Genomic DNA, 12,707 nt, shown 5'->3' with positions numbered 1-12,707 from the left:
AGGAGCCCATGGCGGCGGACACCCCTTCGGACGAGTGGCGCTCCCGGCGGGCCGGACGGCTGGGGGGCCTGTCCTGGGTGCGCCGCGAGGACCGGACGGACGGCACGCCGGTGCGCTTCGTCGCCGATGAGCTGCTGGTGCTCGACGACCACTTCGCCACCGCACGGCAGGCGTTCGCCGAGCAGGGCTTCTCCGGTCGGGACATCATGGAGGAGGGGGATGTCCCGGACGGATTCCGGCGGGTGCGGCTGGCCGGCCTGGACGTCGCGCGGGCCGCTCGGCGCGTGCGCGTGCAGGCCGAGGCGGCCGGTGACATCCGGGTGGCCGCCGGACCCAATCACGTCTTCGTGTCGACGGCGTTCGAGCACGCCGGGCCGTACGGGCCGCCGCGCCCGGCGCCGCCCGGGGTGCTCACCGCGCCGGACGACACCGACGGGATACGGGTGCTGGTGCTGGACGCCGGCGTGTGGTTGAACAGCCCGTTGCCGAAGGACCGGTACGTCACGGAGGACTACGAGTCGGACGCGGGCGTCGGCGACGACGAGATCAGGGACGGCGACGCGGGGCATGCGAACTTCGTCGCCGGGGTCATGCTGGGCCGGTCACGGCGGGTACAGCCGAGGTTGATGCGGATCGTCGACACGTTCGGGGTCTGCCGGGAGAGCGACCTGGTCGCGGCGCTCCGGCAGGCGGGCGACGATCCGATCATCAACCTCTCGCTGGGGGGATACACGCTCGACGATCGGCCTCCGGTCCTGCTGACGGCGGCCCTGGAGGGCCTGCTGACCAGCGGCGACCGGGTGGTCGTGGCGGCGGCCGGCAACGACGGCCGACGCGAGCGGCCCTTCTGGCCGGCCGCGTACGCCGGGACGAGCGCGCCGTGGCGGCGGCGCGTGGTCGCGGTCGCCGCCCACGACGGCCGGCGCATCTGTGAGTGGAGCAACACCGGGACGTGGGTCACGCTCGCGGCCCCGGGCGCGGACGTGGTCAGCACGTTCGTGCACCACGAGAGCTTTCCGGACGGCTGGGCGAGGTGGAGCGGGACGTCGTTCGCCGCGCCGTTCGTCGCCGCGGCGATCGCCGACGCGCTGCCGGCGGCCGGATCCGCCCGGCTCGCCGCGGAGGCCGTCGTCGCCGGGGCGGGCCTGCGGTTCGGCCGCTGTGCCGGGGTGGCGTGAGGGCCATGCATCGCACCAGGGGGAGGCGGGTGACGGGGTGCGGCATGCTGGTCGCCGCGCCCCGTCGCCCGGGGGCCACGATGCTACCCTTCGGAGCCATGGCCGACCCCGAAAGTACTGGTGAGCACGCAAACGCCGCACTTCTGCGGGCGGCTGCGGGCGGCGACCAACGGGCGTGGGAGTCCATTGTGGACAGATACGCCAACCTCGTCTGGTCGGTGGCGCGCAGCTACCAGCTCGGCCGGTCCGACGCCGCCGATGTGTGCCAGGCGACCTGGCTTCGCCTGGTCGAACACGTCGACGACGTGCGCGACGCCGACAAGCTCGGCTCCTGGCTCGCCACCACGGCCCGCCGCGAGGCGATCGCCCTGCTGCGCAAGGGCGGCCGCGACGTCCCCGCGGGCTCGGCCGGTGACTTCGTCGGCCACCTCGGGGTCCAGATCGGCCTCGACCGGGTCGAGGACGAGCCCGACGCGAGTGTGCTGCGCGACGAGCGCGACGCCGAGCTCTGGCAGGAGTTCCGTGCGCTGTCCGGCCAGTGCCAGCAGCTGTTGCGGGTGCTCATCGCCGATCCGCCGCCGAGCTACGCCGAGGTCTCGGCCGCGCTCAACGTGCCGATCGGCAGTATCGGTCCGACCCGCAAGCGCTGCCTGGGCACGCTGCGCCGACGATTGGCGGCTTCGACATGAGCCTCTGCTGCTGGGCAGGGCCGACCCGATGATCGGGGAGGAAGAGGTGCTGAGCTCACTGCGTGAGATCGCCGGCCGGCACGACCCGGTGCCACCCGCCGTCCTGGCCGCCGCGCGGGCGAGTCTCGCGTGGCGCGACCCCGACGCGGCCCTGGCCGAGCTGGTCCGCGACTCCCTCAATCGGCTGATCGCCGTCCGCGGCGGCACGCCGCGGGTGCTGACGTTTCTCGGCGGCGCACTGACCATTGACGTGCAGGTGACCTCGCGTGCGGGCGCCGTCGACGTGGTCGGCGAACTCGCGCCGGTCGTCGCGGCGCGGGTGGTGGTCGAGTCGCCGGGCGGGTCGCACGAGACGGCGGCCGACGCCGAGGGGCGCTTCCGGTTCGAGGGCGTCGCGCCGGGCCCGGTGCGGCTGCGCTGCGAACCAGAGGTCGACGGGGCATTCGTGCCGGTCCGCACAGAATGGGTGCAACTGTAGGGATCGCCGCGAACCCGTCTTTCCGGCGCAGCCGGGCGCACCTTCTTGCGGGGGTGTGTCGCTAAGATTCGCGGTCGAGGCGGGCCGTAGCGCAGAGGTCGTCGCGCCCGGACTCATAATTCGGGAGGACGCCGGTTCGATTCCGGTCGGTCCGCCCCCTTCCGCCAGCTGGTTACCATACTGCGGTGCCGCTGGACCCCGCCGATGAGCGGGCGGCGCGGGAGGGTGGTGCGGTGGTAGAGATCGCGTGTCCGATGGTGGCGGCTCCTGCCGTACCGCAGGCGGATCTGACGCTCCTCGAGCCGCTCCTGTCACGGCTGGCCGATCCCGCGGACGTCGCCGGCACCGAGCGGTTCCCGCTGGGCACGCTCCAGCCCGACGGACGGCTGGACCTCTGCAAGCAGGGGCTCGGCGCCGACGGCGTGACCCGGGTGCTGGACCGCGTGGTGGGCTCGCCACACGCGGTACACCTGCTGCTGGGAACCAACGGCCTCGGCGCGCCCGGCGCGGCGGCCCTGGCCGCGGCCCTCGCCCCCGGCCACGGTGTCCAGACGCTGTACCTCGGCTGCAACGCGATCGACGCGGGCGGCGCGGAGCCGCTGTTCGAGCGCCTCGCCTGCGACTCGACGGTGACCGCGCTGTGGCTCAAGCGCAACCCCCTCGGCGACGCCGGGATCGAGTCGCTGGCGGCGATGCTGCGCAGCAACTCGTCGATCTCGACTCTCGACCTCGTCAACACCGGGCTGTCCGAGGCCGGCCTGGCGCGGCTGGTCGACGCGCTCGCGGCCCGGTCGCGGCCGGTGACCCGCGTCTTCCTCGGCGGCAACGGCCTCGGACCGTCCGCCGCGCCCCTGCTCGGCCGGCTGCTGTCGGAGTGCGGGGTGACGGGCCTCTTCCTCGCCGCGAACCGGCTCGGCGACGACGGCGTCGCCCGGCTGCTGTCGGATCTCTCATCCGGCGGTACCACGCTTGGCCTGGGCGGCAACGGCCTGACCGACGCCGGACCGGTCGCCGCGCGCCTGCCGCTGCTGGACGGCCTGGACCTCAGCCGGCCGCAGTCGCTGCGCGTGCTCGGCGCCGTCGACAACACGATCGGCGACCCCGGCGCGGCGGTGCTCGCGGAGGCGCTGCCGGGCAGCCCGTTGCGCCGCCTCGATCTGCGGCACACCGGTGTGCGCGGCCGCGGCGCCAAGCTCCTGCTCGCCGCCGTCCAGAGCGGCCGCACCGCGCTGCGCCGGCTCACGCTCGGTCCCGGCGTACCGCGCCGCGTCAAGCGCGCCATCGCCGAGCTGCTGCCCGAGCATGAGCCCCCGCTGGCGAGCGAGATCGTGAGCGTGTACCGGTGATCGAGGCGGCCGCCGCCCGCCTGCGCCGGCACATGCCACGCTGGCCCGCTTTTTCTGTCGTACCCCCTCGCTACTGTCTGCGGCATGACGGAGGCATCGACCTTGCTGGCGGCGGCGGACGAACTGTTGGCGGCGACACGCGCGAGCAGGGTGGAGCGGCGGGACAACGTCCAGCTGGAGGCACTGGCGCTGGCGGTGTCGGCCAACCTGCCGGTGCTGCTGTGGGGCGAGCCCGGCATCGGCAAGTCGGCCGCGCTGCAGCAGCTCGCCGACCGGCTCGAGGTGCCGATGGAGACCGTCATCGCGAGCATCCACGAGCCGTCCGACTTCGCCGGCCTGCCGGTCGTCGGCGATGACCCGGCGACCCAGGGCGTGCCGATGGCCCCGCCGGACTGGGCGGTCCGGCTCACCCGCCGCGGCGTCGGCCTGGTCTTCTTCGACGAGCTGTCCTCCGCGCCGCCGGCCGTGCAGGCCGCGCTGCTGCGCGTAGTGCTCGAGCGGCGAGTCGGCAGCCTGGAGCTCCCGCCCGGGGTCCGGGTGGTCGCCGCGGCCAACCCGCCCGCCAGCGCCGCCGACGGCTGGCACCTGAGCCCGCCGCTGGCCAACCGGTTCGTGCACCTGCATTGGACGCACGACCCCGCGGTGGTCGCCCGCGGCCTGGCCGGCACCTGGCCCACCGCCGACATCCCGCGCATCGACCCGCGCCGGGCCGGCTCCGCGCTGGCCCGCGCCCGCGGCACGCTGTCGGGCTTCCTCACCGCCCGCCCCGGCCTCACCCACCACCTGCCGGCCGACGCCGAGGCCCGCGGCGGCGCCTGGCCGTCCCCGCGCACCTGGGAGATGGCCCTGCGCCTGCTCACCTTCGCCCTGGCCAGCGACGCGTCGCGGGAGGCCCTGTCGAATGCGCTCATCGGCGCCATCGGCGACGGCGCCGGTCTCGAGCTCATCAACTACCTCGACGAGCTCGACCTGCCCGACCCGAACCGGGTCCTGGCCAACCCGGACGCGTTCGCCCTGCCCGACCGCGGCGACCGCCAGCTGGCGTTCCTCACCGCGGTCGTCTCCGCGGTCCAGTCCGACACCAGCCGCCCCCGCTGGGAGGCCGCGTGGACGGTGCTGGCCAAGGCCGTCGACGCGGGCGTGCCGGACGTGGCCGCCCGCGCCGCCACCGACCTGGCCACCATGCGCGAACGGTCCTGGCCGGTCCCGCCGACGATCGACGCGTTCGTCGACATCCTCCGTCTGTCGGGTGCACTGCGGTGACCGCTGCCGCGTCCCCACCTGACGACTCCCCGCCCCCGGCCACGTCCCCGCCCGCCACCGCGACCTCATCCGGGTCCCTACCCATGGGCGCGTCCGCGGCTGGCTCGCCCACCGCGGTCGCCTCCTCGCCCGGCGGCTCCCCGCCCGGTTTGCCAGCCGCCGCGGCGATGCCGAGCGGCGTGACGGACGAACGGGCCGTGCCCGTCGTGGACCCGACGGAGCTTGAGCGGCGGCCCGCGGCGGGGAGCGTGCTCGACCGGACCAGGCTGCTCGCGGCGCGATACCGGGCGGCGACACAACGGCCCTACCTGGCATCGGCGCTCTATTCGCTGTCCGTCGTGCCGGCCTGGCACCTCGCGACGATGGGCGTCGACCGGCACTGGCGCCTCTACGTCAATCCGGATTTCGTCGCGGCCTACTCCGTCGAGGAGCTGGCCGGGGTGTGGATCCATGAGGTGGCACACCTCCTGCGCGACCACCACGGGCGGGCAGGCCGACTGGTGAACGCCGACCGGGAGGACCATCACCGGGTCAACCTCGCCCAGGACTGCGAGATCAACGACGACCTGCTCGAGGACGGGCTGGCGCTGCCGGTCGACCGGGTGGAGCCCAAGACGTTCGGGCTGGAGACGGGGCGGCTCTTCGAGGAATACCTGGCGGGCATTCCGCGCTCCCCCGTGCCGCACGTGCAGTGCGGCTCGGGCGCGCACAACGGCCCGGTGGCGGGCGAGCTCGGCGCCGACGGGGCGCCCGCCGTGCGCGCGGTCGAGGCGGATGCGATCCGGCGACAGACCGCAGGCGCGATCCGCGCGCACGTGCGCTCACGCGGCACCGTCCCGGCGGGCTGGCAGCGGTGGGCGAACGAGATCGCCGAGCCGGTGATCGACTGGCGGCGGCTGCTGACCGGGGCGCTGCGGCAGGCGGTGGCGTGGGCCAGCGGGGCGGTCGACTACACGTATGCGCGCCCCGGTCGCCGCAGCGGCGCCCTCCCCGGCGTGGTGCTGCCCAGCCTGCGCCGCCCGCTCCCCCGCGTGGCGATCGTGATCGACACGTCGGGCTCGATGAGCGCTGACGACCTGGGCGCCGCGCTCGGCGAGGTGACCGGCGTGCTGCGCGCCGTCGGCATCCGCGGCAACCGCGTGTCGGTGCTGGCGTGCGACGCTGACGTACACGCCGTGACCCGCGTAACGAAGGCCGACCAGGTCCAGCTCGGCGGTGGCGGCGGCACCGACATGCGGGTCGGCATCGAACGCGCCCGCGCGGCGCCGGACCCACCGAACATCATCGTCGTCCTCACCGACGGCGTGACCCCCTGGCCCGCCGAACCGACCGGCTGCCGCCTGATCGCCGGCCTGGTCGGCGAGCACCCTCCGACGCCACCGTCGTGGATCGAGGCCATCCACATCACCGGCCACCCGGCCCTCGCGTCCCCGCGCCCCTGATCTCGGCCCCGCCCCGGCCAGCCGTCGGGCGAGGTCCGACGGCTGGCAAAGGGCACGGCCTCGTCCGCCGGCGGGCCGGTCGCCTCGGCGTCGCGCGGGTCGCGGCCGGCGAGCAGCGCGGTGGTGTGCGGGAAGCGGCCGGTGCGCAGCTGGCGCATGTCGTAGACGGCGATCGCCTCGACCGCGGCCGGGTCGGTCTCGCCGAGGCCGCGGGCGTTGGCGGCGCGCAGCGCACTGCCGACGGCGTACGCGTCGACGATCGCGAGCAGGTCAAGCTTGGCGGCGTTGTCGAGCCCGGTGCCGGCCAGCGGAGGTCGGGGCGCGTCCGTCCGGCATGCCTAGCCTGACGCTCTCGGCGGGCTCAGCGGTCGTGGCCGTGCGCGATCTACCCGGGCGAGGGCGGCTCGGGCAGCGCGGTGACGGTGTGCGCGCCGAAGCCGCGGCCCAGCGAGCGCACCTGCTCCTCCATGACCGGAACGCTGCGCCGGGCCTGCGACTCGATGACCTTCTCCACCAGGCGGCTGCCGAGGAAGGTGCGCAGCCAGTACACGAACATCACGCCGCGCGGCACGAACACCTTGCGGCGGCGGCGCTCCAGGGCGTCGGCGAACGCGGCCGCGCAGCGCTCGACCGAGGTGGTGGAGCCCAGCGGGGGCGGGAGCCGGCGCAGCGTGTCCTTGAAGGCTGGCAGGTCGTCCTGGGCGTCGCGGACCAGGTCGGTGTCGACCCACGACGGGTGCGCGGTGCCGACCGCGACGCCGTGGTGGGCGACCTCAACGCGCAGGGCGTTGCCGAAGTGCTCGACGCCGGCCTTCGACGCGCAGTACGGCGCCATCCCGGGCAGCGCGACGAACGAGGCCGCCGAGGAGACGATGAGCAGGTACCCGCGCGCGGCGATGAGGTGCGGCAGGCACGCCGTGGCGGTGCGCATGACGCCGATCAGGTTCACCTCGACGGTACGCACGAGGGCCTCGACGGCGCCGGTGGCCACCGTGCCGCGGCTGGCCACGCCCGCATTGGCCACGACGGCGTCGATGCGCCCATACGCGTCGAGCACCCCCTCGACAGCGGCCGCCATACTGGCCTGGTCGGTCACGTCGGCAGCGAACCAGACCGCGTCGAGCTGCGCGGCCAGCGCCTCGAGCCGCTCCGGTTCGAGGCCGACCAGCGCGAGCCGGGCGCCGCGGGCGGCGGCCTCGCGGGCGGTGTGTTCGCCGATGCCGCGCGCGGCGCCCGTGACGAGCACCACCTGGCCGGACAGGCTGCGCTTCAAGCGGGTCCTCCAATCGGCGGTACCGTTCAGTACCAGGCAAACTAACACCCATAGACATTGTCGCGAAAGGGCGAGGCAGCCGCATGACGAGCACCAGAACCGCTGAGGAGCTGCGGCAGGACCTCACGGGCGGGCTGGCGGAGGCAATCGCCGGGAAAGGCTACGCGGCCACGACGATCGCGGACATCGTCATGCACGCCCGGGTGTCGAAGCGCACGTTCTACGAGCACTTCGCGGACAAGGAGGCCTGCCTGATGGCCCTGTACGAGCAGGGGTGCGAGCGCCTGCTGGCCATCGTGCGGGGCGCCGCGGGCGAGGGCGGCCGGCCGTGGAAGGAAATGATCAACAACTGGGTGACCGCGTATCTCACCGCGCTGGAGAGCATGCCCGCGGTGACCCGCACGCTGCTGGTGGAGATCCAGGCGGCCGGCCCGAAGGCGTTCCGGCTGCGTCAGCAGATGCAACGACGCTTCGCCGACGCGCTGGTCAAGATGGTGGACGAGGGCCGCGCGGCCGACCCGGCCATCCCGCGGCTGTCGCCGCTGCTGGCGATCGCGCTGGTGGGCGGCGTCCACGAGATGATGCTGCAGGTGTCCGACCCGTACACCGGCACCGGTCAGTCGTTCACGTCGCTGACGCCGGCCGTGGACGAACTCGTCTACGCGATCCTCATGAATCCCTGGGCCGTGTCGGATGGAGTGAGCCGGATGGAATGATCGGATCTACTGACGGGTTGCACGACTAACACGACTCAACGGAGGAAGGGACTCGTTGCGGTGCTGAACCCCAGCGAACTTTACGAGCTCACTGACGATCTGCCGGCGGTCGACCGGCCGGTGCTCGTGCACGCGCTGACGGGCTTCGTCGACGCCGGCAACGCCAGCCGCCTCGCCCGGGAGCACCTGCTCAGCGTGGGCTCGCCGCGCACGATCGCCACGTTCGACCTCGACCAGCTCTACGACTACCGCAGCCGGCGCCCGGCGATGCTGTTCGTCGAGGACCACTGGGAGCACTACGAGCAGCCGCAGTTGCTGCTGCGGCTGCTGCGCGACGCGACCGGCTCCGAGTTCCTGCTGCTCGACGGCCCCGAGCCCGACCTGCAGTGGGAGCGGTTCACCGCGGCGGTGCTCGAGCTCATCGAGCGCTTCGACGTGCGCGCCACCGTCGGGCTCAACGCGATCCCGATGGCCGTGCCGCACACCCGCCCGACCGGCGTGACGGCGCACGGCACCAGCCGCGACCTGATCACGGGCTTCGAGCCGTGGCTGCAGCGGATCCAGGTCCCCGGCAGCGTGGGCAACCTGCTCGAGTTCCGCATCGGCCAGCAGGACCGCGACGCGTTCGGCTTCGCGGTCCACGTGCCGCACTACGTCGCGCAGGCGGAGTTCCCGGCGGCGGCCGAGAAGCTGCTGGCCTGCCTGGCCGACGCGACCGGTCTGCGGGTGCCGATGGACGAACTGCACGCCGCGGCCGACTCGGTGCGTGCGGAGATCGACGTGCAGATCGCCCAGGCCGACGAGGCCGCCTCGCTGGTGCGGGCGCTGGAGGAGCAGTATGACGCCTACACCCGTGGCCGCGCCGGCAACAACAACCTGCTGGCCGATTCTCCGGCGCCGCTACCGACCGCGGACGAGATCGGCGCCGAGCTGGAGCGCTTCCTCGCCGAGCACACCCGCGGTGACGAGCCTCCCCTGGGGGGATGAGCCGGCCTACCAGGCGGTGCCGGTGAGCCGCTCGTAGACCTCCACGTAGCGGGCCCGGGTCTGGGCGACCACGTCGTCCGGGACCTCGGGCCCGGGCGCGGTCTTGTCCCAGCCGCTGCTCAGCGACCAGTCGCGCACGCTTTGCTTGTCGAAGGAGAACTGGGCCCGGCCCGGCTCCCACTGGTCCAGCGGCCAGAAACGCGACGAGTCCGGGGTGAGCACCTCATCGCCGAGCACCACCGTGCCGTCGGAGGCGCGGCCGAACTCGAGCTTCGTGTCGGCGACCACGATCCCGCGCTCGGCGGCGATGGCCGCGCCGCGGGAATACACCCGCAGGGTGAGCTCGCGCAGCTCGTCCGCGAGGTCCTTGCCGATCTGCTCGCGCACCTCGTCGAGCGTGACGAACTCGTCGTGCTCGCCGATCGGCGCCTTGGTCGTCGGGGTGAAGACCGGCTCGGGCAGGCGCGAGCCCTCCACGAGCCCGGCGGGCAGCACCACCCCCGCGACCTCGCCGTGGGAGTTGTACTCCGAAAGGCCCTGACCGGTGAGATATCCGCGCGCGATGCACTCGACCGGCAGCATCGCGAGCCGGCGGCAGCGGATGGCCCGGCCGGCGAACTCCGCGGGCACGTCCGTCGCCGAGATCACGTGGTTGGGCACGATGTCGGCGAGCTGCTCGAACCACCACAGCGACAGCCGGGTGAGCACGGCGCCCTTGTCGGGGATCGGCGTCGGCAGCACCACGTCGTATACGGAGATGCGGTCTGAGGCGACCAGGATCAGGTCGTCGCCGTCGGCGTAGACGTCACGGACCTTGCCGGAGTGCAGGAGTTCCACGCCGGTCAGCCTATCGGCTCCGCCTCGGCGCACTGATCGGACCGCCGATCGCACCGCGTAGGGTGAAACTCATCACGATTCCCGTGGGAGGGCTGCATGACCATCGATCCCGCTACGACCGCCATCGTCCTCATCGAGTACCAGAACGACTTCGTCTCGGAGGGCGGTGCGTTCCACGGCGCCGTCCAGGCCGTCATGGACAAGACCGACATGATCGCCAACACCCGCCGGGTCGTCGCCGCCGCCCGCGAGGCCGGAGTGACCATCGTCCACGCCCCCATCACCTTCGCGCCGGGCTACAACGAGATCACCTCGCACCCGTACGGGATCCTCAAGGGCGTCGTGGACGGCAACGCGTTCATCAAGGGCGGGTGGGGCGCGCAGATCGTCGACGAGCTCGCCCCGCAGCCGGGCGACATCATCGTGGAGGGCAAGCGCGGCCTGGACACGTTCGCCAGCACCAACCTCGACTTCATCCTGCGCAGCAAGGGCATCACCACGATCGCCCTGGGCGGCTTCCTGACCAACTGCTGCGTCGAGTCGACCATGCGCACCGGCTACGAGCACGGTTACCAGGTGATCACTCTGCAGGACTGCGTCGCGGCGACCTCGCAGGAGGAGCACGACAACGCCCTGAAGTACGACTTCCCGATGTTCTCCACCCCGATGTCGGCCGCCGACTTCGAGTCCCAGCTCTGACGCGGCCCGGACGGTGAACGCCCGCCCGGGCCGCGGTTTCGCGGTCCGGGCGGCACAGTCCGGCGGCGCATCACGCCGGGCGGTAGGAACGAACCGCCAGGCCGCCGGCGACCAGGAAGCTCGCCACCAGCACCGCCAGGTGCAGCGGGCGCGGCACGTCGCCGGCCCAGGCGGCCTGGATCGCCTGGCGGAAGGCGCCGAGCGGGGTGAAGTCGCCGATGCGGCGCAGGGCCGAGGGCAGGTACTCCACCGGGACGTACAGCCCGGCGAAGAACGCCGACGGGAACCACAGCGCCAGGGCGTAGCCGGTCGCGGCCTTCGCGGTGCCCGCCACCGACGCCACCAGCAGCCCGATCGGGAACAGGCCGAGCAGGCCCAGCAGGAACGTCGGCGCCACCAGCAGCAGGTTCGGCAGGCGCATGTCCAGCGCCGCCACGCCGACGGCCAGGGTCAGCACCATCGAGACCAGCACGACGCCGGCGTTCATGACGAGCTGGGCACCGAGCAGGGCGGCGGGCCTCACCGGGGTGGTCGCGAAGCGGCGCAGGACGCCCTTCTCGCGGTAGGTGGCCAGCACCACCGGCAGCATGAAGAACGCCACCATCGCCATCGCCACCATGATGGACATCGACGGGATCAGCGTGTCGATGCCGCGATGTCCGCCGAGGAGCGGGTCGGGCTCGCGGGTGTCGGCGGGCAGGCCGAAGACGACCAGCAGCACCACCGGCAGCAGCACGGTGAACATCGGCGGGGAGATCTCGCGGAGCATCAGCCGGGTCTCGATCAGGGTGAGGCGGGTCAGGGCGCGCATGTCAGGACTCCTTGCCGATGGGGCTGCCGGTGAGGGCGACGAAGGCGGACTCGAGGTCGGCCTGGACGATGTTCAGCGAGAGCGGCACGACCGAGCGGGCGGCGAGCGCGGAGGACACCTCGTGGGCGAGGTTGCCGCTGCCGGTGACGGTGAAGAGTCCGTCGTCGACGCTGACCGAGCCCACCCCCGGTACCGTGGCGAGATCATCGGCGGCGATCGGCGCCGAGGGCCGGAAGGTCACGGTCACGCCGGACGACACCCTCCGGATCAGCGCCTCCGGCGTGTCCACCGCGACCGTGCGGCCCCGGTCGACGACCGCGATCCGGTCGCACAGCCGCTCGGCCTCGTCCATGAAGTGCGTGACGAGCAGGACGGTCACGCCCCGGTCGCGGATGTTGCGGATGAGCTCCCAGGTGTCCCGGCGGGCCTGCGGGTCCAGCCCGGTGGTCAGCTCGTCGAGCACCGCGACCTCCGGCGATCCGACCAGCGACAGCGCGATCGACAGGCGCTGTTTCTGGCCGCCGGAGAGCCTCTTGTACTGCTGCTTCGCGTGCTCCGCCAGCCCCAGCTGGTCCAGCAGCCGGGCCGGCGAGCCGGGGTTGTCGTAGAAGGACGCGAAGAGCTCCAGGGCCTCGCCGACCCGGATGCGGTCCGGCAGCTGCGACTCCTGCAACTGCACGCCGAGGCGCTGGCGTACCGCGGGGTCGCGCGGGTCCAGGCCGAACACCCGCACGCTGCCCCCGTCCGCCTCGCGCAGGCCCTCGACGCACTCGACCGTGGTGGTCTTGCCGGCGCCGTTGCGCCCGATGATGCCGAAAATCTCGCCGCGCTCCACCGAGAAGGACACGTCCTGCACGGCCACCCGGTCGCCGTACCGCTTGTGCAACTGCGCAACGTCGATGACTGTCATGCCGAGAACTCTCGCGATTTCCGCGGCCCGGCAGAATGACGCTGGACGCCGAACGGGGGTGGGGATAGCTACACCCCG

The 12,707-nt window shown here is 73.1% G+C and carries 13 protein-coding genes and 1 tRNA gene; 10 read left to right on the top strand and 4 right to left on the bottom strand.

The features are described from left to right. Positions 1 to 8 precede the first annotated feature (8 nt). From AB0367_RS21355 to AB0367_RS21325, 7 genes are all read left to right on the top strand, one after another. Positions 9 to 1,178: a S8/S53 family peptidase gene (locus AB0367_RS21355; RefSeq protein ID WP_366228099.1), complete on the top strand. Its 1,170-nt coding sequence runs from the start codon at positions 9 to 11 to the stop codon at positions 1,176 to 1,178. Positions 1,179 to 1,276: 98 nt separating this feature from the next. Beyond that, positions 1,277 to 1,867: a sigma-70 family RNA polymerase sigma factor gene (locus AB0367_RS21350; protein WP_366228098.1), complete on the top strand. Its 591-nt coding sequence runs from the start codon at positions 1,277 to 1,279 to the stop codon at positions 1,865 to 1,867. Positions 1,868 to 1,895: 28 nt separating this feature from the next. Further along, positions 1,896 to 2,345, top strand: a complete 450-nt coding sequence (locus AB0367_RS21345; protein WP_366228097.1) for a hypothetical protein — start codon at positions 1,896 to 1,898, stop codon at positions 2,343 to 2,345. 80 nt (positions 2,346 to 2,425) lie between these two features. Beyond that, positions 2,426 to 2,500, top strand: a tRNA-Met gene (locus tag AB0367_RS21340). A gap of 30 nt (positions 2,501 to 2,530) precedes the next feature. Further along, a complete protein-coding gene (locus AB0367_RS21335) occupies positions 2,531 to 3,691 on the top strand; it encodes a gala protein (RefSeq protein WP_366228096.1) in 1,161 nt (386 codons plus the stop codon). Positions 3,692 to 3,775: 84 nt separating this feature from the next. Then, entirely contained in the window at positions 3,776 to 4,954 is a 1,179-nt protein-coding gene (locus tag AB0367_RS21330; protein WP_366228095.1) for an AAA family ATPase, read from the top strand. A gap of 179 nt (positions 4,955 to 5,133) precedes the next feature. Next, the gene (locus AB0367_RS21325; RefSeq protein ID WP_366228094.1) at positions 5,134 to 6,396 is read left to right on the top strand and encodes a VWA-like domain-containing protein; all 1,263 of its coding nucleotides are present in this window, start codon (positions 5,134 to 5,136) and stop codon (positions 6,394 to 6,396) included. Between the two features lie 385 nt (positions 6,397 to 6,781). Here the strand turns inward: AB0367_RS21325 and AB0367_RS21320 are convergent, their stop codons facing one another. Next, the gene (locus AB0367_RS21320; protein ID WP_366228093.1) at positions 6,782 to 7,669 is read right to left on the bottom strand and encodes an SDR family oxidoreductase; all 888 of its coding nucleotides are present in this window, start codon (positions 7,667 to 7,669) and stop codon (positions 6,782 to 6,784) included. An 83-nt stretch (positions 7,670 to 7,752) separates the two neighbouring features. On the opposite strand from AB0367_RS21320, the gene AB0367_RS21315 reads away from it, so the two are divergent. Both AB0367_RS21315 and AB0367_RS21310 read left to right on the top strand, forming a co-directional pair. Beyond that, positions 7,753 to 8,385: a TetR/AcrR family transcriptional regulator gene (locus AB0367_RS21315; RefSeq protein ID WP_366228092.1), complete on the top strand. Its 633-nt coding sequence runs from the start codon at positions 7,753 to 7,755 to the stop codon at positions 8,383 to 8,385. 60 nt (positions 8,386 to 8,445) lie between these two features. Next, positions 8,446 to 9,372: a PAC2 family protein gene (locus tag AB0367_RS21310; RefSeq protein ID WP_366228091.1), complete on the top strand. Its 927-nt coding sequence runs from the start codon at positions 8,446 to 8,448 to the stop codon at positions 9,370 to 9,372. 6 nt (positions 9,373 to 9,378) lie between these two features. On the opposite strand, the gene AB0367_RS21305 is transcribed toward AB0367_RS21310, so the two are convergent. After that, positions 9,379 to 10,209 (bottom strand): phosphoribosylaminoimidazolesuccinocarboxamide synthase, encoded by an 831-nt coding sequence (locus AB0367_RS21305; RefSeq protein WP_366228090.1) that lies wholly within the window; start codon positions 10,207 to 10,209, stop codon positions 9,379 to 9,381. 96 nt (positions 10,210 to 10,305) lie between these two features. Here AB0367_RS21305 and AB0367_RS21300 point away from each other — a divergent pair, with 96 nt between their 5' ends. Further along, positions 10,306 to 10,908: a cysteine hydrolase gene (locus tag AB0367_RS21300; protein ID WP_366228089.1), complete on the top strand. Its 603-nt coding sequence runs from the start codon at positions 10,306 to 10,308 to the stop codon at positions 10,906 to 10,908. A 70-nt stretch (positions 10,909 to 10,978) separates the two neighbouring features. On the opposite strand, the gene AB0367_RS21295 is transcribed toward AB0367_RS21300, so the two are convergent. After that, positions 10,979 to 11,719, bottom strand: coding sequence for an ABC transporter permease (locus AB0367_RS21295; protein WP_366228088.1), 741 nt, complete (start codon positions 11,717 to 11,719; stop codon positions 10,979 to 10,981). Position 11,720: 1 nt separating this feature from the next. Continuing rightward, positions 11,721 to 12,629, bottom strand: a complete 909-nt coding sequence (locus tag AB0367_RS21290; protein WP_366228087.1) for an ABC transporter ATP-binding protein — start codon at positions 12,627 to 12,629, stop codon at positions 11,721 to 11,723. Positions 12,630 to 12,707: the final 78 nt, after the last annotated feature.

The organism is Dactylosporangium sp. NPDC051484, assembly GCF_040689395.1.
Classification (GTDB): Bacteria; Actinomycetota; Actinomycetes; order Mycobacteriales; family Micromonosporaceae; genus Dactylosporangium.
Note: the sequence above shows the minus strand (reverse complement) of the source record. Positions and strands in the feature narration are given on the sequence as shown.